The organism is Pseudarthrobacter sp. 1C304 (assembly GCF_052245515.1).
GTDB lineage: Bacteria > Actinomycetota > Actinomycetes > Actinomycetales > Micrococcaceae > Arthrobacter.
This window is the reverse complement of sequence record NZ_JBQQCH010000004.1, coordinates 378,067-403,709: the sequence shown is the minus strand read 5'-3', so window position 1 is coordinate 403,709 and position 25,643 is coordinate 378,067. Positions and strand designations below refer to the sequence as shown.

Below are 25,643 nucleotides of genomic sequence, written 5' to 3'. Positions count from 1 at the left end.
GGTGGGGGTCGGCGTGGGGGTGGGTGCGGGCGCTGACGGGTCCGGGGTTGGTGCCGGGTACGTGACGGCAGGGTCGGGGACCGGCGACGGTGTGGGCCCGGAATCGCTGGGTGTGGGCGTTGGGGTGGGCGTCGGTGTCGTTGTCGGCGTTGCTGTCGGGTCCGGCACGGGCTCAGATACGGGCGGCGGGACGGAAACGGCCGTGGGTTCGGGGGAGACCACCGGAACGGAAACAGCACCCTGGGTCGCGGGCAGCACGGCGGATGGGGACGGAGCGGGTTCTGACGTGGCAAGTGGAACAGCCGCCCAGGGCGTACCCGTGGGGGTGGGTACGGCACTCGCAGTGCCCGTGAGAATGGCCGACGCCGTCGGCACGGGCACCGCTTCTGTGGTCAAGGCCCCGGCCGTTGCGGCCGCCGTGGCGCCCAGGGTGGGCGTCGGTGTGGGGGTGGAGTCAGCTGTGGCACCGGTAGCGGAGAGCGCCAGCCAGGCCATCCCAGCGGCGCTGCCCAGAATCACCCTCGTGAGCGTGCGGCGCGCGCGGAACGGGACTGATGCTGCATCCACACGCACACCCCATTTCCCCGAACGCCCAATGGTTGACTCTAGGGTAAGTCCGCGCGCGGGCGTGAGTCCATAGTGCTCCCTCCGCGGGGCAGGCAAAACCGCGGAATCTGGCGGATAATTCCGCAGGTCAGCGGGCGTCGTTCGGGTAGCTGACCCCCAGCTGGGCGCGTACCCCGTCGAACAGCCGCATGGTGTTGAGCGAATCCTCGAGGGGCATGACGGGGCTCTCGGTGAGGCCGTGCTGGATGCAGCGGGTCACCTCACGCAGTTCATAGCTGTACCCCCGCCCGACGACGTCGAACGTCTCGGTGCGCGGCTCGTCGAAGCCGACCCGCACCAGCAGCTCCTTGGGGTTGTTGATCGAGCCGACGGACTGCAGGAACCCCTGGCTGCCGGCCACGGTGGCGGTCCGGGGGCCGTGGGCCAGCAGGGAGGACGTCAGTTGTGCCTGCGCGCCGTGGTGGTAGCCGAGCGTCAGAGCGTTCTGGGCGTCCACGCCGTCGTCGTTCAGCCAGCCTGTGGCGGTGACGGTCTGGGGGAAGCCCAGTGTGCCCAGCGCCCAGAGCAGCGGATAGACGGTGAGGTCCAGCAGGGCGCCGCCGCCGTCAGCGGGCGCCCAGAGGCGCGAGGTGGGCGAGTACGGCGCCGGGAAGCCCAGGTCCGCCCCCACCCATTTGACGTCGCCGATATCGCCGGAGCCGGCGATCTCGAAGGCCCGCTGCATGCTCGGCAGGAAGCGGCTCCACATGGCTTCCATCAGGAAAAGGCCCTTGTCCCGTGCCAGGGAGACCAGCTCGGACGCTTCCCGCGCATTGACGGTGAACGACTTCTCGCAGAGGACGTGTTTGCCGGCCGTCAGGGCCGCCATGGCGATTTCGTGGTGGTGGGCGTGCGGCGTGGCGACGTACACGACGTCGACCGCCTCGTTGGCGAGCAGCCGCTCATACCCGGTGTGCCCGTCCTGGTCACCGTAGGCCCGGGCGAAACCGAAATCAGCCGCGAACGCATCGGCCGCCGCCTGGGTGCGGGAACTGACCGCATACAGCTCCGCGTCGGCAAGGAGCTCCAGGTCCCGGGTCACAGCGGCGGCGATTCCTCCCGTGGCGATCACGCCCCAGCGCAGCCGGGCGCCGGTGGCAGTTCGGGGGTCGGGGTCCGGCTGGCCGGACAACCAGGTCTTGGCGATGAGGGCGGTCATGGAGCCATCCTCTCACCAGGCAGCAAAAAGCCCCGGCCCGCCCCTGGACTGGTCCAGAGGCGGAGCCGGGGCTCCATGATGTCAGTGCGACCGGATTACTGGGTCAGCGGTCCGAGTACCGGATCGTTGACGTAGGCCGTCTTGACGTTCTCCGCGGTCACGATGACCGGCTCCAGCAGGTATGCCGGGACAACCTTGACCGTGTTGTCGTAGGACTTGTCGTCGTTGATCTCAGGCGTCTTGCCGGCCTGGAGGTCCTTGACCATGGTGATGGCGTGCTCAACGAGCTTGCTGGTGTCCTTGTTGATGGTGGAGTACTGCTCTCCGGCCATGATGGACTTCACGGACTCAACTTCGGAGTCCTGGCCGGTGACTACCGGGATCGGCTTGCCGGCGGCCTTCACCGAGGTGATGATCGCGCGGGCCAGGGTGTCGTTCGGGGACAGCACGCCGTCGAGCGTTGCGCTGCCGTAGGTGCCGGCGAGCAGGGTGTCCATGCGGCGCTGGGCGTTTTCTGCCTTCCAGCCCTGGGTCACGGCCTGTTCGAAGGAGGTCTGGCCGGACAGCACCTTGAGGGTGCCGTCGTCCAGCTTCGGCTGCAGGACGCTCATGGCACCGTCGAAGAAGACCTTCGCGTTGGCGTCATCCGGCGAACCGGCGAAGAGTTCGATGTTGTACGGGCCTTCCGGCTTCTTGGCCTTCATGCCTTCCAGCAGCGCCTGGCCCTGGAGTTCACCGACCTTGAAGTTGTCGTAGGCCACGTAGTAGTCCACGTTGGCGGTGTTCAGGAGCAGGCGGTCGTACGCGATGACCGTGGCTCCCGCTTCCTTGGCCTGCTGCAGCTGGGTACCCAGCTGAGCGCCGTCGATGGCGCCCACGATGATGACCTTGGCGCCCTTGGTGATCATGGCACTGATCTGGTTCTGCTGTTCCGAAACGCCGCCATTGGCGAACTGCACGTCCGGCTGGAAGCCGGCGTTCTTGAGGCCGTCGTTGAAGAGCGTCTCCGCCAGGACCCAGTTTTCGCTGGTCTTCTGGGGGAGCGCGACGCCGATCAGGGAGTCCTTCGGGAACGCTTCCCCGCCGGTGGTGGAGCCGCCGGTGGACCCGGTATCGGCGCGGCCGCAGGCTGTCAGCGCCAGTGCCGCAATAGCAGCGATTGCTGCTGCCTTTCCTGCTTTACCAATCAGTCGCATTGCTTGGTTCACTTTCTTTAGATGGTGTGCGGAGAATCTTGGGGGAGGTCCAGGGAGCCGATCAGGCGCCCTTGGAGATGACCTCTTTGGTGGAGGTGGTCTCGTCGGGCTTCATCTCGCTGCTGCGGCCATAGTTCTTGAACATCAGGCCGATGATGGATTTCTTGCCCTGGGTCTTGTTGTAGACGTCGAACGCGACGGCGATCAGGAGCACCAGGCCCTTGATGATCTGGGTGAGGTCGGCGCCGACGCCGAGGAGCTGCAGGCCGTTGTTCAGCACGGCCATGACCAGGCCGCCGACGATCGAGCCGATCACGGTGCCCACGCCGCCGGTCACCGCGGCGCCGCCGATGAACACGGCGGCGATGGCGTCCAGTTCCCAGCCGACGCCGTCGAACGGACCCGAGGCGGTGGAGCGGCCGACGAAGATCATGCCGGCCAGGCCGGCCAGGACGGACATGTTCATCATGACCAGGAAGTTGACCTTCTTGGACTGCACGCCGGAAAGCTCGGCGGCGTGCCGGTTCCCGCCGACCGCGTAGATGTGGCGGCCGATCACGGTCTTGGAGGAGACGAAGCCGTAGATGATCACGAGCGCTGCCAGGATCAGGCCGGGGATGGGGAAGGACGTGCCCGGACGGCCGGTGGCGAACAGGTACGTGGCGTAGAGGATGGCGCCGCAGATCAGGACCAGCTTGGTGATGCTGACCCAGGTCTCGGGGACCTCCGCGCCGAGGGCCTTGGCGGTGCGGCGGGAGCGGATCTCGCTGAAGATGACAAACGCGACGGCGGCCAGGCCCAGGAGCAGGGTGAGGTTGTTGTAGCCGGTGGTGGGCCCCACCTCGGGGAGGTAGCCGGAGCCGATCTTCTGGAAGTCGGAGGGCACCGGGATGGTGTTGGACTTGCCCACGTACTGGTTGGCGCCGCGGAAGATCAGCATGCCGGAGAGCGTCACAATGAACGCTGGTATGCCGACGTAGGCCACCCAGAACCCTTGCCAGGCACCGATCAGGACGCCGAGGGCCAGCCCCATGAGGATCCCGAGGTACCAGGGGATGCCCCAGTCGCGGATGAAGAGGGCCACGCAGACGCCGACGAACGCCGCGACCGAACCCACGGACAGGTCGATGTGGCCGGCGATGATCACCAGGACCATGCCGATGGCGAGGATCAGGATGTAAGAGTTGCCGTTGAAGAGGTTGATGACGTTGCCCGGGGTGAGCGTGCGGCCGTCGGTGGCAATCTGGAAGAAGATGATCAGCGCCACCAGGGCGAAGATCATGCCGAATTGGCGGGTGTTGCCGCCAAAGAGCTTCTTGAGCGCGTTCATTGTTTCAGTCCTTGGTTCAGGCGGTCTTGCGGGCGGAGGTCATGAGCTTCATGAGGTTTTCCTGGCTGGCTTCGTCCTTGTTCAGCACGCCGGTGATGGAGCCCTCGAAGATGGTGTAGATCCGGTCCGAGAGGCCCAGCAGCTCTGGCAGCTCCGAGGAAATCACAATCACGCCTTTGCCCTGGTTGGCCAGCTGCTGGATGATGCCGTAGATCTCGTACTTGGCGCCGACGTCGATCCCGCGGGTGGGCTCGTCCAGGATCAGCAGTTCCGGGTCGGTGAACATCCACTTCGCCAGCACCACCTTCTGCTGGTTGCCGCCGGAGAGTTTGGCCACGCCTTCCTCCACGGAGGGCGCCTTGGTCCGCAGGGATTTGCGGTACTGCTCGGCGACCGTGAAGACCTTGTTGGCATCGATGACGTTGCGTTTGCTGACCTTTTTGAGGTTGGCGGAGACGGTGGTTTCCTTGATGTCGTCCAGCAGGTTCAGGCCCAGGGTCTTGCGGTCCTCGGTGACGTAGCCCAGACCGGCGTCGATCGCCTGGCGGACGCTCTTGAGCTCCACTTCCTTGCCGTCCATGTACACGTGTCCGGAGAGGAACCGGCCGTAGGACCGGCCGAAGACGGAACGGGCCAGTTCGGTGCGGCCGGCGCCCATCAGCCCGGCGAAGCCCACAATCTCGCCGCGGCGGACGAAGAAGCTGGAGTTCTTGCAGACCATGCGGTCCTGCACCTGCGGGTGGCCCACGTTCCAGTTCTTCACCTCGAAGAAGACCTCACCGATCTTCGGCTCGTGGTCCGGGAACCGGGATTCCAGGGTGCGGCCCACCATGCCCTTGATGATGCGGTCCTCGTCGACGCCGTCGGCCTTCACGTTGAGCGTCTCGATCGATTTGCCGTCGCGGATGATGGTGATGGAGTCCGCGATCTGCTCGATCTCGTTGAGCTTGTGGGAAATGATGATCGAGGTGATGCCCCGGCCCTTCAGGCCCAGCATCAGGTCCAGCAGGTGCTGGGAGTCGGACTCGTTCAGCGCTGCGGTGGGCTCGTCGAGGATGAGGAGCTTCACCGACTTGTTCAGGGCCTTGGCGATCTCGACCAGCTGCTGCTTGCCGACGCCGATTTCCTTGATCGGGGTCTCCGGGTCCTCCCGCAGCCCCACCCGGGCCAGCAGCTCGGTGGAACGGGTCCGTGCCTCGGCCCAGTCGATCACGCCGCGCTTGGTGGGTTCGTTGCCCAGGAAGATGTTCTCCATGATGGACAGCTCGGGAATCAGCGCGAGTTCCTGGTGGATGATCACGATGCCGGCGTGCTCGCTGGCCCGGATGTCCTTGAACTGCTGGACTTCGCTCTGGTAGACGATGTCGCCGGTGTAGCTGCCGTAGGGGTAAACCCCGGACAGAACCTTCATCAGGGTGGACTTGCCGGCGCCGTTTTCACCGCAGATCGCGTGGATCTCACCGGCCTTCACCCGCAGGTTCACCTCGGACAATGCTTTAACGCCGGGGAACTCTTTGGTGATGGAGCGCATCTCGAGGATTACCGGATCGCTGTGCGTGTTGAGGGACGTCATCTGCCCTTACGCCTCCAATGCATGACTTCGTTGTCCGCCCCTGCAAACCGCAGGGTCGTCTGATGGAAAAGTAAACTGGATCACAGGCGTTGTCGTCAAGTCTTTAACGCAACGGCCCGATAACGAAAACTCAGTTTCGCCGGATTCCCGCGTGCTGGAAGACCAATGCGGTGGCCCCCAGGGCCTCGGCGCGGTCGCCCAGCGAGGACATGGTGAGGGTGGTGGTTTCGCCGATCACGGGCACGGCGTGGCGGACCAGGCCCCGCCGGATCGGGTCCAGCAGCAGCTCGCCGAGCCCTGCCAGCGGGCCGCCCACCACAATCACCTCGGGGTTGATCAGGTTGGCCACGTTGCCCAGCGCCCGGCCGACGGCGAGACCGGCGTCGTCCACCACGCGCAAGGTCGCCGAGTCCCGTGCCAGGGCCTTCCGGACGATGTCCTCCGGGGTGAGTGGAGCGTCGTCGCCGCGGCCCAGGAGCTCGATCATGGTGGTGGTGGAGGCAATGGTTTCAAGGCACCCGCGGTTCCCGCAGCGGCAGACCAACCCGTGTTCATGGATGGTCGCGTGGCCGATTTCGCCCGTGATTCCCACGTTGCCGTAGTAGGGCATGCCGTTCAGGATCAGCCCCGCGCCGATGCCGGACCCGATCTTCAGGAACATCAGGTTGCTGATGCCGGTGTGCGGCCCCCAGGTGACTTCGGAGAGGGCGCCCAGATTGGCGTCGTTGTCGACAAAAACGGGCAGATCCAGGGCCTCTTCGAGGCGTTCGAGGATGTTGATGCCCACCCATTCGGGCAGGATGGCGCCCTGCGCCACCGTCCCGGTGCGGCGGTCGATGGGGCCGGGGATCCCGACGCCGGCCCCCACCACGGCGCTGCGTTCCACGCCGCTGTGGTCCAGCAGCCGGTCCACCAGTCCGACGGCGGCGGTGATGCCCTCCTCGGCCTGGTGGCCAAGGGGGAGGAGGACGGATTCCTCGGCGATGACGTGGTAGCTCAGGGACGCGAGGACAACGCGCAGGTGCCGGCGGCCGAAGTCGATGCCGACCGCCACGGCCCCGTTGCTGTTGAGTCGGACGTTGAGGGCGCGGCGGCCGGAGCTGGTGGTGGGCTCGGTGGAGGCGAGTCCGGCGTCCTGCATGATCCTGACGATGTTCGAGACGGTGGCCGTCGACAGGCCGGTCTGCCGGGCCAGTTCCGCCTGCGTGGAAGGCCCGGCGAGAAGGCATTCGATGATCCGCTGCTGGTTCAGGTGGCGGAGGGCGGACTGCGATCCGGGGTTTTTGGTGCGGCTCCTCGTTGAGCGCGTTGGTGAGGGCATGCATGAAGGTTCCCGCATCACGCTCTTGTAGTCAAGAAGTTAACGCAACTGGAACGTCCGTGTCGGGTCAGGCATGCAGCTCCCGGTGCGCCCGTGCCAGTTCCAGGTAGTGCGCGGCGTTCTGCTGGACCCCGGCGAATTCCTCGTCGGTGAGCGCGCGCCGGACCTTGGCCGGGACGCCGGCGACGAGCGAGCGGGGCGGGACCACGGTTCCCTCCAGGACCACGGCGCCGGCCGCGATGAGGGAGCCGGCACCGATGACCGCGCCGTTGAGGATGGTGGCGCTCATGCCGATCAGGCAGTCGTCCTCCACGGTGCAGCCGTGCACCACCGCGCTGTGGCCCACGCTCACCCGGGCGCCCACCGTGCAGGGGAAGCCCGGGTCGGCGTGCAGCACCACGTTGTCCTGCAGGTTGGTGCCGGCGCCCACGGTGATGGCGGCGGTGTCGGCCCGGACGGAAACGCCATAGAAGGCGCTCGAGTCCTCGGCGAGGGTCGCCTTGCCGATCACCGAGGCGGTGGGCGCGACGAATGCGGAATCATGGACGGCCGGGGTGTCCCCGGCGAATGCGTAAATGGGAGCCATGAGCCCAGCCTAGGACAAGGCCCCGGCTGCAGTCAGTTGGGCAGCAGGGGGTTGAACCGGGACGTGCGCTGAGTAGGATCGGGCCATCAATAGCGCTTTCCGGGAGGTGGTCCGCAGTGGCTGACAACGGGATGTACCTGCGCACGGTGCGTCGTCTGGAGGAGTCCCAGCGGCTGGACCCGGCCGTCCGGGCCGCGGGGCCCTTCGCGGAAAAGCTCGTGGCCGATTCCCGGCTGCGGCGTTTCTTCTCCGGCGACGCCACCGGCATTCCGCCGCACGTCATCGCCACCGACGTGCCCTTCGGGGCCTGGTTCATGGCGATCTTCCTGGACTTTTTTCCGGACGAGGGCACACGCCGGGCAGCCACCCGGCTGGTGGGGCTGGGCGTCGTCGCGGCCGCGCCCACCGGAATCAGCGGCTGGGCCGAGTGGGCCCGCGCGGACCACCCCACCCGGCGGGTCGGCGTCGTCCATGCCGCGGCCAACCTCGTTGCCACCCTGATCTTCTCGGCGTCCTGGGTGGCGCGGACCCGGGACCGGCACCGCTTGGGCGTGCGCCTGGCCCGGCTGGGCGGCGCCGCCGCGATTGTCGGCGGCTTCCTGGGCGGCTACATGCGCAGCCGGCGCCGCTAAGCCCGTTGCCCTATCAGTTGTAGGGCCCAACGGGCGCGGTTAAGCCCTCTAAGTGATGGCGCAACGGAGATCAGGCGGGGGAGCGGACCACGGTGAAGCCCTTCCCGGGTTCGGGAAGGACGACGGCGATCGGGGCGCCGGGCGCCGCGACCCGCTGGAGCTCGCTGACGACGTCGTCCCATTCCGCCGGCGGCAATCCTGCCAGGGCGTCCGGCGCCCACACCGCCGGGAAGACGGAGTCAGCGAACGGCAGCGCGGGGGCGGCGGCTACCGAGGCCTCCAGCCCGTGGGCCCGCGCCGAGTGGACGTTCTCCTCGGAGGGGTCGACGCCGGTGAAGTGGATGCCGGAACGCACGAAGCGCAGCCCGTCCGCGCCCTGGCCGCAGTCGAGGCCCAGCACACCCCTGCGGCCCTCGGCTTTGAGCAGGGCCACGAAGTCCGGGAACGGGTCTTGCGGGGAAAGTGCCATACCCCTATTCAATGACCGGCGTCACTTGAAGACAACAGGGCCCGCTTGAAGGCACGTCAGTTGAAGACGACCGTCCGGTTTCCGTCGAGCAGGACGCGGTGCTCGGCGTGCCACTGCACCGCCTGGGCCAGGGTGCGGCCCTCAACGTCGCGGCCCATCTGGACGAACTGTTCGGCGGTGCGCCGGTGGTCCACGCGGATGACTTCCTGCTCGATGATGGGGCCCTCATCCAGGGCGGCCGTCACGTAGTGCGCGGTGGCGCCGATCAGCTTCACGCCGCGGGCGTGCGCCTGGTGGTAGGGCTTGGCGCCCTTGAAGGACGGCAGGAAGGAGTGGTGGATGTTGATGGCCTTGCCGGTCAGTTCCTGGCACAGTTCGTCGGAAATGATCTGCATGTAGCGGGCCAGGACCGTGAGCTCGATGTCGTGCCGGGCCATGAGTGCCCGCAGTTCGTCCTCGGCCTGGGCCTTGGTGCCCGGTGTGACGGGGATGTGGTGGAACGGGATCCCGTAGAACTCGGCCAGGCCCGCCAGGTCGCGGTGGTTGGACACGATCGCCGGGATTTCGATCGGCAAGGTGCCGGAGCGCTGCAGGAACAGCAGGTCGTTGAGGCAGTGCGCCGACGTGCTGGCCATCAGCAGGGTGCGGACCTTCCGGCCGGCCGGGTTGAGGCTCCACTGCATGCCGAAGGCCTGGGCCACAGGCTCCAGGGCGGCCTGCAGTTCGGACTGCGGGGCCGCGGTCGTGGCCTCGACGCGCATAAAGAACGTGCCCGTGCCCTGGCTGCCGTACTGCTGCGAGTCCGTAATGTTGCAGCCCGCGACGAGCAGGGCGCCGGCGACGGCGTGCACGATTCCGGGGCGGTCCGGGCAGGAGAGGGTCAGGATGTAGGAAGCACTCAGCTGGTCATTCACGGAGAACAGCCTACCCGCGCAGAGCGCGGGGGCCGTGCCGCGGGTGCCGTGCCGGCGGCTGCGGGCCTGGGGTAGTCTGGAACGGTCGCAACTGGCGTTGGGTGGTTAACCACCGGGGAGCGGCACGCAGTGAAGACCACGGATCGTACGCCTGGGCCGAGGGTCACGTTTTCCGGCGGGCAGCACACCGCTGCCGGCCCGTGCCTGGCATCCCGCTTGCGGGTGCCGGCCCCTGCCGTTGCTGTGTGCCCGCATTCCGGGACCGTAATCTGGGGGCGCCGCCGCGGGCCAGCCGGTAACCTGACCAAAAGCCGTGCCCATTGACTAGCCAGGAGTTCCCCGTGACCACGTCTCTTAGCCTTTCGTCCGCCGCCGTGAGCAACCAGCCTCTGGCGGACCTCGACCCTGAAATCGCCGCAGTCCTCGCCCAGGAGCTCGGCCGCCAGCGCGGCACCCTGGAAATGATCGCCTCCGAGAACTTCGCCCCGCGCGCCGTGATGGAAGCCCAGGGCTCGGTGCTGACCAACAAGTACGCCGAGGGCTACCCCGGCCGCCGCTACTACGGCGGCTGCGAGTACGTGGACATCGCCGAGCAGCTCGCGATCGACCGGGTCAAGGAGCTCTTCGGCGCCGAGTACGCCAACGTCCAGCCGCACTCCGGCGCCCAGGCGAACGCTGCGGCCCTGTCCGCAATGATCAAGCCGGGCGACAAGATCCTGGGCCTGTCCCTCGCCCACGGCGGGCACCTCACCCACGGCATGAAGCTCAACTTCTCCGGCAAGCTCTACGACGTCGCCGCGTACCAGGTCGAGGAAGACAACTTCCGCATCGACATGGACAAGCTCCGCGAGCAGGCCATCGCCGAGAAGCCCCAGGTGATCATCGCCGGCTGGTCCGCCTACCCGCGCCACCTGGACTTCGCCGCGTTCCGCTCGATTGCCGACGAGGTGGGCGCCCTGCTCTGGACCGACATGGCGCACTTCGCGGGCCTCGTCGCCGCCGGGCTGCACCCCAGCCCGGTCCCGCACTCCGACGTCGTCACCTCCACGGTGCACAAGACCCTCGCGGGCCCGCGTTCCGGTGTGATCCTGGCCAAGCAGGACTGGGCCAAGAAGATCAACTCCAACGTCTTCCCGGGCCAGCAGGGCGGGCCGCTGATGCACGTCATCGCCGCCAAGGCCGTTGCCTTCAAGATCGCCGGCACGGCGGAATTCAAGGAGCGCCAGGAACGCGTCCTGGAAGGCGCCCGCATCATCGCCGACCGCCTGAACCAGGCCGACGTGGCCGAGGCCGGCGTCTCCGTCCTCACGGGCGGCACCGACGTGCACCTGGTCCTGGTGGACCTGCGCAACTCCCAGTTGGACGGCCAGCAGGCCGAAGACCTGCTCCACTCGGTGGGCATCACGGTCAACCGCAACGCCGTTCCGTTCGACCCGCGCCCGCCGATGGTCACCTCCGGCCTGCGCATCGGCACCCCCGCACTGGCCACCCGCGGCTTCGGCGCCGAGGAGTTCACCGAGGTCGCCGAGATCATCGCGACCGCGCTGAAGGCCGGCTCCGGCACGGACGTGGAAGCGCTGCAGACCCGCGTGGACAAGCTCGCCGCCGACTTCCCGCTGTACCCGCAGCACGAGCAGTGGTGATGGCAATGACGACGGAAACCCCCAGCAACCCCGCCAGCACGGCCGGCACCGCCCGGATCCTTGACGGCAAAGCCACTGCCGCCACGATCAAGGCCGAACTGACCGAACGCGTCGCCGCCCTCAAGGCCCAGGGGATCGTCCCGGGCCTGGGCACCATCCTGGTGGGCTCCGACCCGGGCAGCACCTGGTACGTCGGCGGCAAGCACAAGGACTGCGCCGAGGTGGGCATCACGTCCATCCGCCGCGACCTGCCGGAGGAGACCACCCAGGACGAGCTCCTGGCCGTGGTCCGGGAGCTCAACGAGAACCCGGAGTGCACCGGGTACATCGTCCAGCTTCCGCTGCCGAAGCACATCGACCAGGACACCATCCTGGAGGCCATGGATCCGGACAAGGACGCCGACGGCCTGCACCCGATGAACCTGGGCCGGCTGGTGGCCAACGTCGGCGGGCCCGTGAAGTCCCCGCTGCCCTGCACCCCCAAGGGCTGTGTGGAGCTGCTCACCCGGCACGGCATCAACCTCAACGGCAAGCGGGTGCTGGTGGTGGGCCGCGGGGTCACCATCGGCCGCCCCGTGGGGCTGCTGCTCACCCGCAAGGACGTCAACGCCACCGTCATCCTGGCCCACACCGGCACCGTGGACCTGCCCGCGGAACTGCGGCAGGCCGACGTCGTGATCGCTGCGGCCGGCCAGCCGCACATGATCCGGGCCGAGGACCTCAAGCCGGGCGCCATTGTGCTCGACGTCGGCGTCAGCCGCGTCGACGACGGTTCCGGCAAGGCCGTGGTCACCGGGGACGTGGACCCGGCCGCCGCGGACGTCGCCGCCTGGCTCTCCCCGAACCCCGGGGGAGTGGGGCCCATGACCCGCGCCATGCTGCTGGCCAACGTGGTGGAAACCGCGGAACGCCAGACGGCCGAAGGCCGCAAGTAAACCTCGCAAGTAAACGTGGCAAGTAAACGCCGCAAGTAAGCGCGGCAAGTAAACGCCGTCTGAACGGTTCCTCTCCCAGGGCGCCCCTCCTTCGCTGGAGGCGGCGCCCTGGCGCGTTTGAGGCCCCGGACATACCGGAACAGCAAACGTCTGGATTTTTTTACGAAAAGACTCTTTCATAGTTCGGCGGTTTCCATTACCGTGTTCGGGTGCCTGAACTCGTCTCCAAACACACCCAATCCGCGGAAGCCTCCTCAAAGGACGCCCCCTTGAGCACCACCAGCAGCAGCGCCGCCACCGCCGGGGCTCCGCAGTACGTCATTACCGCCGAGAACCTGACCAAGCTCTACGGCGACGTCGCCGCCGTCGACGGGATCTCCTTCTCCGTCCCCGCGGGCGAGGCGTTCGGCCTCCTCGGCCCCAACGGCGCCGGCAAGTCCACCACGATGAAGATGATCGGCGGGGTGTCCCAGCGGACCTCCGGAACGCTCCGCATCATGGGCCTGGACCCCGACCAGAACGGCCCCGAGGTGCGGGCGCACCTTGGCGTTGTCCCGCAGCAGGACAACCTGGACGAGGAGCTGAAGGTCCGCGACAACCTGCTGGTCTACGGCCGCTACTTCGGCCTGCCCATGAGCTACCTCAAGCCCAAGGCTGACGAGCTGCTGGAATTCGCCCAGCTCACGGACAAGGCCAAGTCGAAGGTGGACGCACTGTCCGGCGGCATGAAGCGCCGGCTCACCATCGCCCGGTCCCTCATCAACGAACCCCGCATCCTGCTGCTGGACGAACCCACCACCGGGCTGGACCCGCAGGCCCGCCACATCCTCTGGGACCGGCTGTTCCGGCTCAAGGAGCAGGGCGTCACACTGATCCTCACCACCCACTACATGGACGAGGCCGAGCAGCTCTGCGACCGGCTGATCGTGGTGGACAAGGGCAGGATCATGGCCGAGGGCTCGCCCGCGAGCCTGATCCGCGAATACTCCACCCGCGAGGTCCTGGAACTGCGCTTCGGTTCCGAACGCAACGCCACCATCGGCGCCGAACTCGAAGGGATCGGCGAACGGCTGGAAACCCTGCCGGACCGCGTGCTGATTTACGCGCACGACGGCGAGGCCGCCCTCGAGGAGGTCTCCGCCCGCGGACTGCGCCCGGTCACCTCCCTGGTGCGCCGCTCCTCGCTGGAAGACGTCTTCCTGCGACTGACGGGCAGGAGCCTCGTTGACTAAGGCAGAAACCACGACGGCGGCGCCCGCCCAGCGCGCGCACTCGCCGGAGGTCTCGGCGGCAAAGGCCCGGAAGTGGGGGGCCTTCTACTACGCCGAGCAGGTCCTGCGGGTGATGAAGGGCTACGGCTGGACCATCGTCATGTACGGCGTCGGGCAGCCGGTGGCCTACCTCTTCGCCATGGGCGTCGGCCTCGCCACGCTCGTGGACACCAACAGCACAGCGGCCTTCGGCGGGGTCAGCTACCTCGTGTTCATCGCCCCGGCGCTCTTGGTCTCGGCCGCCGTCATGACGGCCGCAAACGAGTTCACCTTCCCGGTGACGGACGGCTTCAAATGGCGCCGGGTCTACTACGGGCCGCACGCCTCGCCGTTGACGCCGGAGCAGATTGCGCTGGGCCAGATCATCGCCGTCACGGTCCGCCTGGTGCTGCAATCCGCCATCTACTTCGCCGTGGTGGCGCTGTTCGGCGCGTCGCCGAGCCCTTGGGGGTGGGCCTCCATCCTGGTGGCCACCATAGCCGGGCTGTCCTTCGGCCTGCCCCTGATGGCCTACGCGGGCTCCATCAAGGAGGACAAAGGCCAGTTCGCCGTGGTGATGCGCTTCATCGTGATGCCGCTGTTTCTGTTCTCCGGCACCTTCTTTCCGCTGGACACGCTGCCCCTGGCCGTGCGCTGGATCGGCTGGATCTCCCCGATCTGGCACGGCACGGAGCTGGGCCGGGTGCTCAGCTACGGCTATGAGGAGTCCCCGCTGCTGACCATCGCGCACGTCGTGTTCCTGCTGGCGCTCTGCGCCGCCGGGTGGGTCCTGACCAAGCGCCAGTTCGTGAAAAGGATGGGCGGATGAGCGCCGTCACCACCGGCCCGGGACCGGGGAGCCACAGCGTCACCGAGGCGGCCCGCAACCGGCGCTTCGGCCCGCTCTACTCCCGCAACGTCCGCGCGGTGATCGCCCGCGGCCTGATGGCCACCAAGAGCAGCAACTGGATGGTGATGCTCTCGGGCTTCTTCGAACCCGTGCTGTACCTGATCTCGATGGGCGTGGGGCTCGGCGCGATCGTGGGCTCGGTACAGGGCCCCGGCGGCGGGGAGATTTCCTACGCCGCGTACATCGCCCCGGCGCTGCTGGCGGTGTCCGCGATGAACGGTGCCGTCTACGACTCCACGTGGAACGTCTTCTTCAAGATGAACTTCGCCAAGCTGTACCAGGGCATGCTCTATACCTCGCTGGGACCGCTGGACGTCGCGATGGGGGAGATCTTCCTGGCCCTGCTGCGCGGACTGATGTACGCCACCGGATTCACCGCGGTGATGGGCCTGATGGGGCTGATCACCACCCCGTGGGCCATACTGATGATCCCGGCCGCGGTGCTGATCGCCTTCGGCTTCGCGAGCTTCGGCATGGGCATCACCAGCTACATGAAGACGTTCCAGCAGATGGACTGGATCAACTTCGTAATGCTGCCCATGTTCCTGTTCAGCGCCACCTTCTACCCGCTGAGCGTCTACCCGCAGCCCATCCAGTGGTTCATCCAGGCCATGCCGCTGTGGCACGGCGTGGAGCTGCTGCGCCAGATCAGCGTGGGCGTCTTCACCCCGGCCACGGCCATCCACATCGGCTACTACCTGGTGATGATCGTCCTGGGCGTGCTGCTCACCACCGGCCGGCTGCGCAAGCTGTTCCTCAAGTAGGGCGTCCGCCGTCCCCGGGGTTGGACGGGGCGCCCGTTCGCCCCGGGTGGAAGGGGGCAGGGCGCCCCCGGGGGTTTGCGATAATAGGCTCATGCAATCTCTGGGCAACTCCGAGTCTTCCAAGCCGTCCGCGTACAACTCCGCCACCGGCAAGTTCTCCCTGTTCCGCATCAGCGGACCCGGCATGATGGTGTTCATCATCGCCTTCGTCGTGGCGGTCATCTTCGCGGCCAACCAGAACGACGTCGTCGGCTGGATCGTGGCGATCATCGCCGGCTTCTGGCTCGCGCTGGCTTCCTTCGTCGTCTTCAGCATCCAGAAGGCGGCCAAGAAGGCGGGAGCCAAGCTCACCGAAGCCCAGAATGCCTTCAACGCGGCCGCCGGCCTGGCGCCGTCGTCGGGCAGTGCCGACCACGGCAGCACCCGCCTCGTGGAGGTCCGCCGCGAAGCGGACGAGGTCCGGGACATGAAGCTCGACCACTCGTTCAAGATTGTGCAGGTGCAGGTCCGCGTCGTGGAGCAGGAGCGGGCCAAGGGCGCCGCCTCGGACCAGGACACCATCCGCCGCGCCCTGGAGACGATCGAGATCACGGCCACCAACGCCCGGGACATGATCAAGTCCTCCGGCGGCGCCGACGAACCGGTCTCCGGAACCATTGTCGACTAGAGTGGATCGGGTGAGCCAGGCATTGAAGAAGGACAACCTTCGCATCGCGTCAGTCAACGTCAATGGCCTGCGCGCCGCCTACAAGAACGGCATGGCCGAATGGCTGGAGCCCCGCGAGGTCGACATTCTGTGCCTGCAGGAGGTCCGCGCGCCGGACGCGATCGTCCGCGAGCTGCTCGGCGAGGGCTGGTTCATCCTGCACGCGGAGGCCGAGGCCAAGGGCCGCGCCGGCGTTGCCATCGCTTCCCGCACCGAGCCCCAGCAGACCCGGGTGGGCATCGGCGTGGACTACTTCGCCACCGCCGGCCGCTGGGTCGAGGCCGACTTCATCGTCCGCAACTCCCAGGGCGAAGCGTCGCAGCTGACCGTCGCCAGCGCCTACGTGCACTCCGGCGAGGCGGGCACCCCGAAGCAGGACGATAAGTTCCGCTTCCTCGATGCCATGATCACGCGGCTGCCCGAGCTCGCCAAGCATAGCGACCACGCCCTGGTGGTGGGCGACCTCAACGTCGGCCACACGGAGCTGGACATCAGGAACTGGAAGGGCAACGTCAAACGGGCCGGTTTCCTGCCGGAGGAGCGCGCGTACTTCGACCGGTTCTTCGGTGAGGACATCGGCTGGAAGGACGTGCACCGGGGCCTGGCCGGCGCCGTCGACGGCCCCTACACCTGGTGGTCGCAGCGCGGGAAGGCCTTTGACAACGACACCGGCTGGCGCATCGATTATCAGGTGGCCACGCCCGCCCTCGCTGCCGCCGCAGTGTCCGCGGTTGTCGACCGGGCACCGTCCTGGGACACCCGCTTCTCCGACCACGCCCCGCTGGTAGTGGACTACCGGCTCTAGCCTTAAGGCCCTTTGCGAATGACCTCTCCTTCCACTGTGACCCCCGTGACCGACACCGCCGCCGTTCCGGCTGCGGCTACCGTCGTGGCTCCCGCCGTGCCCTCCGGGCTTGCTTCAGGGGTGCGCCAGCGCGTCCTCTCCGGCATGCAGCCCTCCGCGGACTCCCTGCACCTGGGCAACTACCTCGGCGCCCTGGTGAACTGGGTCCGGATGCAGGACGAATATGACGCCGTCTTCTTCATCCCGGACCTGCACGCGATCACCGTCCCGCAGGACCCGGCCGAGCTGGCGCACCGCACCCGCGTCACCGCAGCGCAGTACATCGCCGGCGGCGTGGATGTGGACAAGTGCACGCTCTTCGTCCAGTCGCAGGTGCCCGAACACGCCCAGCTGGCCTGGGTCCTGAACTGCATCACCGGCTTCGGCGAAGCCTCCCGGATGACGCAGTTCAAGGACAAGGCATCGCGGCACGGTTCGGACCAGGCCAGCGTGGGCCTGTTCACGTATCCCATCCTGCAGGCGGCCGACATCCTGCTGTACCAGCCGCAGGGTGTGCCCGTGGGCGAGGACCAGCGGCAGCACGTGGAGCTCAGCCGCGACCTGGCCCAGCGCTTCAACACGCGTTTTGGCGAGACGTTCCGGGTTCCGGAACCCTTCATCCAGAAGGAATCCGCCAAAATCTACGACCTGCAGAACCCAACCGCCAAGATGTCCAAGTCGGCGGAGTCGCCGGCGGGGCTCATCAACCTGCTTGATGACCCGAAGGTGATCGCCAAGCGGATCAAGTCCGCGGTGACGGACGCGGAGACGGAGATCCGGTTCGACCGCGAGGCCAAGCCCGGGGTCTCCAACCTCCTGACCATCTACTCGGCCCTCACCGGGCGGAGCGTCGAGGACCTCGTCGCGGCCTACCAGGGCAAGATGTACGGCCACCTCAAGGTTGACCTGGCAGAGGTGGTCACGGAGTCCCTGACCCCCATCCGGGACCGGGCCAACGAGCTCCTGGACGATCCCGCGGAACTCGACCGGCTGCTGGCCCTGGGCGCCGACAAGGCGCGCGGGATCGCGTCGGCCACGCTGCAGGATGTCTACGCCAAGGTGGGGTTCCTGCCCTACGCCGGCAGCTCCGGAGCCCGCTAGGCCCATGTCCTCCGCCAGCAAAGTCACCGCCCACCAGAGCGCACGCGCCTCCCTGCGTGGAGGGACCACGGCTCCGGCGGCAGGGGACCCCCAGGGCAACGGACAACGCGGCGACGGCATCAGCATCGGCGTGATCCTGGGTTTCCCCGCGGACATCGCGGAGGAGCTCCAGCGCTGGCGTGCCTCGTTCGGCGACCCCATGGCCGCCGTCATCCCGGCCCACATCACGCTGGTCACCACCACCATGACGCAGGACTGGGAAGCGACGCGCAGCCATGTGCGGGACATTGCGCGGAAGCAGGAACCCTTCACCGTGACCATCGCGGGAACAGGATCGTTCCGGCCGGTCTCCCCGGTGGTCTTCCTGAACGTCGAGGAGGGCTTCGGCGACTGCGTGGGCCTGCACCGGCAGCTGCAGGCCGGCCCGCTGGAGCGCGAGCTGCCGTTCGACTACCACCCGCACGTCACGGTGGCCCACGACGTCGCCCCGGAGAGCCTCGATGAGGCCGAGGAAGCGCTGAAGAATTACAGGGCCACGTTCCCGGTGGCTAGCATGGGGCTTTACGAGCACGACGACAACGGTATTTGGCAGCTACGGGAAGAGCTTCACTTTGGGACCAAACAGCACCACGACGGAGGCCCGCACGTCCCCGCGGACGCCGGCTAAGCCGCCCCTTCCCACCGACCTGGCCGGTCTGAAACTGGAAGTCATCCGGAAGCAGGTCGATTGGGGCCGGGCCCGGCGCTCCGGCGGCGGCATGGCGTCGCTGATGGCCATGGTGCCGTGGCTGGTGGCCCGGGTCAACGCGCTCCTTCCGGCGCGCGCCTTCGCGCACTACGGCCGGCAGCACGGCCCCTTGATGAGCGCCGGCATCGGGTTCCGGATGTTCTTCTCCGTCACCGGCCTCCTGGCCACCGGGTTCTCCCTGGCCGGCCTCTTCCTCAGCGGGCAGCCGGCCCTGCTGGACCAGATCATCAAGAGCGTGGCGTTGACGGCGCCCGGCCTCCTGCAGGTCGACGGCAGCGAGGGACTGGTTGACCCCTACGCGCTGCTGAACCCGTCCAGCCTGGGCTGGGCGGCGTTGATCGCCGCCATCGTCACGGTCTTCACGTCCCTCGGCTGGATCAGCGGAATCCGCGACGGCGTGCGGGGCATGATGCAGCTGGGCCCCCGGGGGGCCAACCCCATCCTGCAGATCCTGCGCGACGTCGGAACGCTCATCCTGCTGGGACTGGCACTGGTGACCAGCGCCGCCGTGTCACTGGTGTTCGGCACGGCGGCGGACTGGGTGACGGCGCAGCTGAACCTCGACCCCGCGGTGGCCGGGCCACTGACCACGTCCGTGATGATCGTGGTGCCGCTGCTCCTCGGCTGGGGGACCGCCCTGATCATGTTCCGGGTGGCCGCGGGGGTGAAACCCGCCTGGCGGGTGCTGCTGGAGGGGACTGTCTTAGCCGCCATCGGGACCACGGTGCTGCAGATCTTCAGCACCCAGCTGCTGGCCAGTGCGGGCAAGAACCCTATCCTGGCGCCCTTTGCCATCATTATCGGCCTGCTGATCTGGTTCAACCTGGTGAGCCAGGTCTACGTGATCTGCGCCGCCTGGGTGGCAATCCGGGAGCAGGACCGCGCCACGGAACCGGCCGCCAGCACCACCGGGTGGGGCGCCCGGCAGGTCCAGCCCGGCAGGACCCCGTCCGAGTCCGAGGCGCGGCCGCGCCGGGCCGCGTGGTCCGCCGCGTTCAGGCGTCGAGGTACTGGTCGGCCCACGCCGAAATAATCTTCGCGGCCCGGGCCGCCTGGCCCTTGGCCGTCAGCAGGTGGTCGCTGCCTTCCAGCGAGACGAAGCTCCGCGGATGCCGGGCGGTCTGGAAAATGGTGCTGGCGTTCTCGATGCCCACGGTGTTGTCGGTGGGGGAGTGCAGCACCAGGAGCGGTTTACCGAGCCTCCGGATGCAGTCCGTCAGGTCCGCGTTCTCCAGGTCCTCGACGAAGTGCCGCCGGATCTCCACGCGCTTGCCGCCCAGGTCCACTTCCGCGCTGCCCTCGCTCAGGATCCGGTCCAGCGCGGCGTCGAAGACATGCGCCACGTGCTTGGGGGAGAACGGCGCGCCCACCGTCGCGACGGCGTCGAGCTCCGGAATGGAGCCGGCGGCGGACAGGACGGCGGCGCCGCCAAACGAGTGACCCACCAGCAGCGACACCGGGCGGCCGGTCTCCCGCATGTATTCGGCGGCTTTGACGGTGTCGGCCACCTTGTGGCTGAAGGACCCCTCAGACCACATCCCGGCCGATTCGCCAAGGCCCAGGTTGTCGAACCGGAGCATCCCCACCCCGTTGTCCGCCAGGGCCTTGCACATCCGCGACGCCGAGGGGCTGTCCTTGCCCAGGGTGAAACCGTGCGAGAACACGCCCCAGCCCTTCACCGGGCCCTCGGGGACGTCAACGATGCCGGAGAGCAATTCGCCGGTGGAACCCTGGAAGGAGACTTTTTCGGAGCGGGACACGGTGTCCGCCTTTCGGTACGGGGGAGGACGACGACGGCGCCCCCACCAAGAGGTGGGAGGCGCCGTCGTCTGTTGTTTTTGGTGCTCCAGGAGCGGTACCGCTAGACCTTGCGGGACAGGATGGCCTGCTTGACCTCGGCGATGGCCTGGGTGACCTGGATGCCGCGCGGGCACGCTTCGGTGCAGTTGAAGGTGGTGCGGCAGCGCCACACGCCTTCCTTGTCGTTCAGGATCTCCAGCCGCATGTCGCCGGCATCATCGCGGGAATCGAAGATGAAGCGGTGGGCGTTCACGATGGCCGCCGGGCCGAAGTACTGGCCGTCGGTCCAGAACACCGGGCAGGACGAGGTGCACGCGGCGCACAGGATGCACTTGGTGGTGTCGTCGAACCGTTCGCGGTCCTCGGCGGACTGCAGGCGTTCCTTGGTGGGCTCGTGGCCCCGGTTGATGAGGAAGGGCATAACCTCGCGGAAGGACTGGAAAAACGGCTCCATGTCCACAATGAGGTCCTTCTCCACCGGCAGGCCCTTGATGGGCTCGACCGTGATGGGCTTGGACGTGTCCAGGTCCTTCAGCAGGGTCTTGCAGGCGAGGCGGTTGCGGCCGTTGATGCGCATGGCGTCGGAGCCGCAGACACCGTGGGCGCAGGACCGGCGGAAGGAGACGCTGCCGTCCATCTCCCACTTGATCTTGTGCAGGGCATCGAGCACACGGTCGGTGCCGTACATCGTGACCTGGAAGTCATCCCAGGTGGCGTCCTCGGAGACCTCCGGGTTGTAGCGGCGCACGCGCAGCGTGACGTCGAAGGACGGGATTTCCCCGCCCCCGCCGACGCCGGCGGGCAGTTCGATCTTGGAGGCTGGCTCAGCGAGTTCAGCGGTCATCTTAGTACTTCCTCACCATCGGCTCGTAGCGCGTAAAGACCACCGGTTTGGTGGCCAGCCGGATGCCGGCAGTTGTTTTCGCCGTCCCGGCGGTTCCATCCGCCGGAGCATGCTCATCCTTGTACGCCATGGAGTGCTTCATGAATTTTTCATCGTCACGCTCGGGGAAGTCCTCACGGAAGTGTCCGCCGCGGGACTCCTCGCGGTGCAGGGCCGCCACGGTCATGACCTTGGCCAGTTCCAGCAGGAAGCCGAGTTCCACGGCCTCCAGGAGGTCCAGGTTGAAGCGCTTGCCCTTGTCCTGGACGCTGATGCGCTTGTACCGCTCCTCGAAGGACGCGATGTCCTTCAGGACCTGGTTCAGCGTTTCGGCCGTGCGGAACACCTGCATGTTGGCATCCATGGTGTCCTGCAGTTCCTTGCGGATCGCAGCGACCTTCTCGGTGCCGTCGGCGGTGCGGACGTGGTTCAGGAGTTCCTGGGTGTAGGCCTCCGGGTCCGCCGGGAGCTCCACGAAGTCGGCGGTCTTGGCGTACTCCGCGGCGGCGATGCCGGCGCGCTTGCCGAAGACGTTGATGTCCAGGAGGGAGTTGGTGCCCAGCCGGTTGGAGCCGTGCACGGACACGCAGGCCACCTCGCCGGCGGCGTAGAGGCCCGGGACCACGGTGTCGTTGTCCTGGAGGACCTCGGCGCTGATGTTGGTGGGGATGCCGCCCATGGCGTAGTGCGCCGTCGGGAACACCGGAACCGGCTCCGTGTACGGCTCCACACCAAGGTAGGTGCGGGCGAACTCGGTGATGTCCGGCAGCTTCGCGTCGATGTGCGCCGGCTCAAGGTGCGTCAGGTCCAGGAGGACGTAGTCCTTGTTCGGGCCGCAGCCGCGTCCTTCGCGGACCTCGTTGGCCATGGAGCGGGCCACGATGTCGCGGGGGGCGAGGTCCTTGATGGTGGGGGCGTAACGCTCCATAAAGCGCTCACCCTCGGAGTTGCGCAGGATCGCGCCCTCGCCGCGGGCAGCCTCGGAGAGCAGGATGCCCAGGCCGGCGAGGCCTGTCGGGTGGAACTGGAAGAACTCCATGTCCTCCAGGGGGATGCCGCGGCGGAACGCGATGCCCATGCCGTCTCCGGTCAGGGTGTGCGCGTTGGACGTGGTCTTGAAGACCTTGCCCGCGCCGCCGGAGGCGAACACCACGGACTTGGCCTGGAACACGTGCAGTTCGCCGGAGGCCAGGTCGTAGGACACAACGCCGGCAACGCGCTTCTGCTTGTACGGGGTGCCGTCCTCGCGGACCGCGTCTTCCTCGACGGTCAGGAGGTCAAGGACGTAGTACTCGTTGTAGAACTCCACGTTGTGCTTGACGCAGTTTTGGTAGAGCGTCTGCAGGATCATGTGACCGGTGCGGTCAGCGGCGTAGCAGGCGCGGCGCACCGGTGCCTTGCCGTGGTCGCGGGTGTGGCCGCCGAAGCGGCGCTGGTCAATCCGGCCCTCGGGCGTGCGGTTGAACGGCAGGCCCATCTTTTCCAGGTCCAGGACGGCGTCGATCGCTTCCTTTGCCATGACCTCGGCAGCGTCCTGGTCAACCAGGTAGTCGCCGCCCTTGATGGTGTCGAACGTGTGCCACTCCCAGTTGTCCTCTTCGACGTTCGCCAGGGCTGCGCACATGCCGCCCTGCGCCGCGCCGGTGTGGGAGCGGGTGGGGTACAGCTTGGTCAGTACTGCTGTTCGGGCGCGCTGACCGGATTCGATCGCCGCGCGCATCCCGGCGCCACCGGCACCGACGATGACGACGTCGTACTTATGGACCTGCATACCAGACGCTCTTTCTCTAAAAATTCGCTTTACAGCACCGGCCGGCGGAGCCGGGCCGGTGACATCTCGTGGAAATCCCTTGCCCGCACCGGGCAGGCAAGGGATCAAGTGCCGCTGGGACTGCGCCGCTACGGGGCGGGGCAGAAACCGCCGGGCAGCTGGACGCCGTTGACCACGGGGCACGGGTCAAACGTGAAGATGACCAGGGTGCCCAGGATGATGATCACGGTGGTGGCCGCGTAGAGCACCACCTTCAGCCACATGCGCGTGGCATCCTTCTCGGCGTAGTCGTTGATGATGGTGCGGACACCGTTGGTGCCGTGCAGCATGGCGAGCCACAGCATGGCCAAGTCCCAGATCTGCCAGAACGGGTCGGCCCACTTGCCGGCCACGAAGCCGAAGTCGATCGCATGGATGCCCTCGCCCACCAGCAGGTTGACCGTCAGGTGCCCGAAGATCAGGACCACCAGGACAACGCCGGAAAGCCGCATAAACAGCCAGGCCAGCATTTCGAAGTTGCCCTTGGACGTGCCGCTGCGGCGGTACTGCGGGGCGATCCGGCCGCTTCCGACGCCGGGCGCCTTGCTGCGGGGGCTCTGAATCTCAGTTGCACTCATGGCTAGTGTCCTCCAAGGGCGAGGGAAAGGTGGCGGATGGAGAAGCCCACCATGACGACTGCCCAGAGAATGAGCACCGTCCACAGCATCTGGCGCTGGTACTTCGCGCCCTTCTTCCAGAAGTCGACGGCGATGATCCGCAGGCCGTTGAAGGCGTGGAACACGATCGCTGCGACAAGGCCCGTTTCACCCAGGGCCATCAGGGGGTTCTTGTAGGCACCGATCACGGCGGTGTAGGCCTCGGGGGACACACGCACCAATGAGGTGTCCAGCACGTGGACCAACAAGAAGAAAAAGATCACTACACCGGTAATGCGGTGTCCAACCCAAGACCACATGCCTTCACGGCCGCGGTACAAGGTGCCAGCTGGTTTTGTCGGCACTGAATAAACCTCCCTGCAACACAGCGGCGCTGGCATGGGATCCACGCGGGGGGAACGCCTGCTGCGAGAGCACTCGTAAGCTCAAGCCTAAATCTAGGCTTCGCTAACAGCTTATTCAATTCAGCCGCCGGTCGGTGACTCTGCACCGCGCGGTTTTCGCCCGATTTTGAGACGAACGCCACATTCCCGGCCGCCGGGGCCCGGCCTGCGGCGTGCCGGCCGCCGCTCGCGGCAGTCCCCGATCCTGCGCCGGCGACGCCGTGTCCGCCGCAGGATCAGGGACGGCCGCACCCCGTTCGGCTAAAGTAGCCGTGATGACTACAGATAAAGCGACACGCCAGGACTCACGAAACGATTCGGCCTTGAGCCGGTTTATTGCCGTGATTCCGGCAGGTGGGGTGGGGACCCGCCTATGGCCTCTGTCGCGGGCAGCAGCCCCCAAGTTCCTTCACGACCTCACGGGCTCGGGCAGTACGCTGCTGAGGTCCACCTTCGACCGGCTTGAGCCGCTCGCCGGTGCGCACATGCTCGTGGTGACAGGGATGGCCCACCGTGACGCGGTCTGCCGCCAGCTCCCCGAGATTGACGACGCGGACCTGGTGCTGGAAAGCGAGCCGAAAGACTCCGGTGCCGCCATCGGCCTGGCCGCCGCGATCCTGCACGAGCGCGATCCGGACACCATCATGGGCTCCTTCGCCGCGGACCAGGTGATCAGCCCCGACGATCTGTTCCACGAGGCCGTCCGGGAAGCCATCCACGCTGCCGCCGCCGGCAAGATCGTCACCATCGGCATCAAGCCCACGCATGCCTCCACCGGGTTCGGCTACATCCGGGCCGGAAAGAACCTCGGCGTGGACGGCGCCCCCAGCGCGCAGGCCGTCGTCGAGTTCGTGGAGAAGCCGAGCGAGGAAGTCGCCCAGGAGTACCTCGACAGCGGCGACTACGTCTGGAACGCCGGCATGTTCGTTGCTCCGGTGGCGCTGATGCTCAAGCACCTCGAGGCCAACCAGCCCGAGCTTTTCGCCGGGATCCAGGAAATCGCGCAGGCGTGGGACACCCCGCAGCGGGATGAAGTCAAGGCGCGCGTGTGGCCCACCCTGCCCAAGATTGCCATCGACTACGCCGTGGCGGAGCCGGCCGCTGCCGCCGGGGACGTCGCCGTCGTGCCGGGAACCTTCCGCTGGGACGACGTCGGGGACTTCGCCTCCGTGGGCCGGCTGAACAGCGCCAAGGAAGTCAAGGACGTCACCGTGATCGGCGAGGGCGCCCGCGTCTTCACCGAGGACGCCAGCGGCGTGGTGGTGTCCGACACCAAGCGCGTGATCGCCCTGATCGGGATCAAGGACGTGGTGGTGGTGGACACCCCGGACGCGCTGCTGGTGATGCACAAGGAACACTCCCAGCGCGTGAAGCAGGCCGTTGACGCCCTCAAGGCCAGCGGCGACACCGACGTCCTCTAGGTTCCGGCGTCCTTCGGGTTCCCCGGGTTCCGGACCAACAGG

25 protein-coding genes, 1 pseudogene and 1 riboswitch are annotated in these 25,643 nt (G+C 67.3%); of the genes and pseudogenes, 12 read left to right on the top strand and 14 right to left on the bottom strand.

The annotated features are described in order from the left end of the window. The 7 genes and pseudogenes from ACTWQD_RS11205 to ACTWQD_RS11175 all read right to left on the bottom strand — a co-directional run. Nucleotides 1–567 (bottom strand): annotated as a pseudogene (locus tag ACTWQD_RS11205) (hypothetical protein); the annotation flags it as partial. 127 nt (nucleotides 568–694) lie between these two features. Continuing rightward, the gene (locus ACTWQD_RS11200) at nucleotides 695–1,765 is read right to left on the bottom strand and encodes a Gfo/Idh/MocA family protein (RefSeq protein ID WP_443196188.1); all 1,071 of its coding nucleotides are present in this window, start codon (nucleotides 1,763–1,765) and stop codon (nucleotides 695–697) included. Between the two features lie 95 nt (nucleotides 1,766–1,860). Continuing rightward, complete coding sequence (locus ACTWQD_RS11195) at nucleotides 1,861–2,961, bottom strand: substrate-binding domain-containing protein (RefSeq protein ID WP_443196187.1); 1,101 nt, start codon at nucleotides 2,959–2,961, stop codon at nucleotides 1,861–1,863. A 61-nt stretch (nucleotides 2,962–3,022) separates the two neighbouring features. After that, the gene (gene mmsB, locus ACTWQD_RS11190; RefSeq protein ID WP_443196186.1) at nucleotides 3,023–4,291 is read right to left on the bottom strand and encodes a multiple monosaccharide ABC transporter permease; all 1,269 of its coding nucleotides are present in this window, start codon (nucleotides 4,289–4,291) and stop codon (nucleotides 3,023–3,025) included. Nucleotides 4,292–4,307: 16 nt separating this feature from the next. Next, entirely contained in the window at nucleotides 4,308–5,864 is a 1,557-nt protein-coding gene (mmsA, locus tag ACTWQD_RS11185) for a multiple monosaccharide ABC transporter ATP-binding protein (protein WP_443196185.1), read from the bottom strand. A gap of 130 nt (nucleotides 5,865–5,994) precedes the next feature. Further along, on the bottom strand, nucleotides 5,995–7,185 hold the full coding sequence (locus ACTWQD_RS11180; RefSeq protein ID WP_443196184.1) for an ROK family transcriptional regulator: 1,191 nt from the start codon (nucleotides 7,183–7,185) through the stop codon (nucleotides 5,995–5,997). A gap of 67 nt (nucleotides 7,186–7,252) precedes the next feature. Then, entirely contained in the window at nucleotides 7,253–7,771 is a 519-nt protein-coding gene (locus ACTWQD_RS11175) for a gamma carbonic anhydrase family protein (RefSeq protein ID WP_443196183.1), read from the bottom strand. Nucleotides 7,772–7,887: 116 nt separating this feature from the next. On the opposite strand from ACTWQD_RS11175, the gene ACTWQD_RS11170 reads away from it, so the two are divergent. Beyond that, nucleotides 7,888–8,403 (top strand): DUF2231 domain-containing protein, encoded by a 516-nt coding sequence (locus ACTWQD_RS11170; RefSeq protein ID WP_443196182.1) that lies wholly within the window; start codon nucleotides 7,888–7,890, stop codon nucleotides 8,401–8,403. 70 nt (nucleotides 8,404–8,473) lie between these two features. On the opposite strand, the gene ACTWQD_RS11165 is transcribed toward ACTWQD_RS11170, so the two are convergent. After that, the gene (locus ACTWQD_RS11165; RefSeq protein ID WP_443196181.1) at nucleotides 8,474–8,872 is read right to left on the bottom strand and encodes a class I SAM-dependent methyltransferase; all 399 of its coding nucleotides are present in this window, start codon (nucleotides 8,870–8,872) and stop codon (nucleotides 8,474–8,476) included. 56 nt (nucleotides 8,873–8,928) lie between these two features. Further along, complete coding sequence (gene purU, locus ACTWQD_RS11160; protein ID WP_443196180.1) at nucleotides 8,929–9,786, bottom strand: formyltetrahydrofolate deformylase; 858 nt, start codon at nucleotides 9,784–9,786, stop codon at nucleotides 8,929–8,931. Nucleotides 9,787–9,863: 77 nt separating this feature from the next. Next, nucleotides 9,864–9,950, top strand: a riboswitch (ZMP/ZTP riboswitch). Nucleotides 9,951–10,127: 177 nt separating this feature from the next. On the opposite strand from purU, the gene glyA reads away from it, so the two are divergent. From glyA to ACTWQD_RS11110, 10 genes are all read left to right on the top strand, one after another. Beyond that, complete coding sequence (glyA, locus tag ACTWQD_RS11155; protein ID WP_443196179.1) at nucleotides 10,128–11,429, top strand: serine hydroxymethyltransferase; 1,302 nt, start codon at nucleotides 10,128–10,130, stop codon at nucleotides 11,427–11,429. A 5-nt stretch (nucleotides 11,430–11,434) separates the two neighbouring features. Then, nucleotides 11,435–12,364 (top strand): bifunctional methylenetetrahydrofolate dehydrogenase/methenyltetrahydrofolate cyclohydrolase, encoded by a 930-nt coding sequence (locus ACTWQD_RS11150; RefSeq protein ID WP_443196178.1) that lies wholly within the window; start codon nucleotides 11,435–11,437, stop codon nucleotides 12,362–12,364. Nucleotides 12,365–12,633: 269 nt separating this feature from the next. Further along, entirely contained in the window at nucleotides 12,634–13,596 is a 963-nt protein-coding gene (locus tag ACTWQD_RS11145; protein ID WP_443196177.1) for an ABC transporter ATP-binding protein, read from the top strand. Further along, on the top strand, nucleotides 13,589–14,443 hold the full coding sequence (locus ACTWQD_RS11140; RefSeq protein ID WP_443196176.1) for an ABC transporter permease: 855 nt from the start codon (nucleotides 13,589–13,591) through the stop codon (nucleotides 14,441–14,443). The genes ACTWQD_RS11145 and ACTWQD_RS11140 overlap by 8 nt, the downstream gene beginning before the upstream one ends. After that, nucleotides 14,440–15,288 carry an ABC transporter permease gene (locus ACTWQD_RS11135; RefSeq protein ID WP_443196175.1) on the top strand — a complete coding sequence of 283 codons (849 nt, stop codon included), beginning with the start codon at nucleotides 14,440–14,442 and terminating at the stop codon, nucleotides 15,286–15,288. Before ACTWQD_RS11140 ends, ACTWQD_RS11135 begins: the two co-directional genes overlap by 4 nt. A gap of 91 nt (nucleotides 15,289–15,379) precedes the next feature. After that, entirely contained in the window at nucleotides 15,380–15,955 is a 576-nt protein-coding gene (locus tag ACTWQD_RS11130) for a hypothetical protein (RefSeq protein WP_443196174.1), read from the top strand. A 10-nt stretch (nucleotides 15,956–15,965) separates the two neighbouring features. Continuing rightward, nucleotides 15,966–16,799 carry an exodeoxyribonuclease III gene (locus tag ACTWQD_RS11125; RefSeq protein ID WP_443196173.1) on the top strand — a complete coding sequence of 278 codons (834 nt, stop codon included), beginning with the start codon at nucleotides 15,966–15,968 and terminating at the stop codon, nucleotides 16,797–16,799. 18 nt (nucleotides 16,800–16,817) lie between these two features. Continuing rightward, nucleotides 16,818–17,939 carry a tryptophan--tRNA ligase gene (trpS, locus tag ACTWQD_RS11120; RefSeq protein WP_443196172.1) on the top strand — a complete coding sequence of 374 codons (1,122 nt, stop codon included), beginning with the start codon at nucleotides 16,818–16,820 and terminating at the stop codon, nucleotides 17,937–17,939. A gap of 4 nt (nucleotides 17,940–17,943) precedes the next feature. Then, nucleotides 17,944–18,606, top strand: coding sequence for a 2'-5' RNA ligase family protein (locus ACTWQD_RS11115; protein WP_443196171.1), 663 nt, complete (start codon nucleotides 17,944–17,946; stop codon nucleotides 18,604–18,606). Further along, on the top strand, nucleotides 18,551–19,720 hold the full coding sequence (locus tag ACTWQD_RS11110; protein WP_443196170.1) for a YihY/virulence factor BrkB family protein: 1,170 nt from the start codon (nucleotides 18,551–18,553) through the stop codon (nucleotides 19,718–19,720). The genes ACTWQD_RS11115 and ACTWQD_RS11110 overlap by 56 nt, the downstream gene beginning before the upstream one ends. Here ACTWQD_RS11110 and ACTWQD_RS11105 read toward each other — a convergent pair. The 5 genes from ACTWQD_RS11105 to sdhC all read right to left on the bottom strand — a co-directional run bounded on the left by ACTWQD_RS11105 (nucleotide 19,683) and on the right by sdhC (nucleotide 24,141). Further along, a complete protein-coding gene (locus ACTWQD_RS11105; RefSeq protein WP_443196169.1) occupies nucleotides 19,683–20,447 on the bottom strand; it encodes an alpha/beta hydrolase family protein in 765 nt (254 codons plus the stop codon). The two genes, ACTWQD_RS11110 and ACTWQD_RS11105, sit on opposite strands and share 38 nt — an antisense overlap. A gap of 101 nt (nucleotides 20,448–20,548) precedes the next feature. After that, complete coding sequence (locus ACTWQD_RS11100; protein WP_066434156.1) at nucleotides 20,549–21,331, bottom strand: succinate dehydrogenase iron-sulfur subunit; 783 nt, start codon at nucleotides 21,329–21,331, stop codon at nucleotides 20,549–20,551. 1 nt (nucleotide 21,332) lies between these two features. Beyond that, nucleotides 21,333–23,141 carry a succinate dehydrogenase flavoprotein subunit gene (gene sdhA, locus ACTWQD_RS11095; RefSeq protein ID WP_443196168.1) on the bottom strand — a complete coding sequence of 603 codons (1,809 nt, stop codon included), beginning with the start codon at nucleotides 23,139–23,141 and terminating at the stop codon, nucleotides 21,333–21,335. Nucleotides 23,142–23,269: 128 nt separating this feature from the next. Further along, entirely contained in the window at nucleotides 23,270–23,758 is a 489-nt protein-coding gene (locus ACTWQD_RS11090; protein ID WP_066434163.1) for a succinate dehydrogenase hydrophobic membrane anchor subunit, read from the bottom strand. A 2-nt stretch (nucleotides 23,759–23,760) separates the two neighbouring features. Further along, complete coding sequence (gene sdhC, locus ACTWQD_RS11085) at nucleotides 23,761–24,141, bottom strand: succinate dehydrogenase, cytochrome b556 subunit (RefSeq protein ID WP_082492811.1); 381 nt, start codon at nucleotides 24,139–24,141, stop codon at nucleotides 23,761–23,763. Between the two features lie 314 nt (nucleotides 24,142–24,455). Here sdhC and ACTWQD_RS11080 point away from each other — a divergent pair, with 314 nt between their 5' ends. Next, nucleotides 24,456–25,601: a mannose-1-phosphate guanylyltransferase gene (locus ACTWQD_RS11080; RefSeq protein ID WP_443196167.1), complete on the top strand. Its 1,146-nt coding sequence runs from the start codon at nucleotides 24,456–24,458 to the stop codon at nucleotides 25,599–25,601. Nucleotides 25,602–25,643 lie beyond the last annotated feature (42 nt).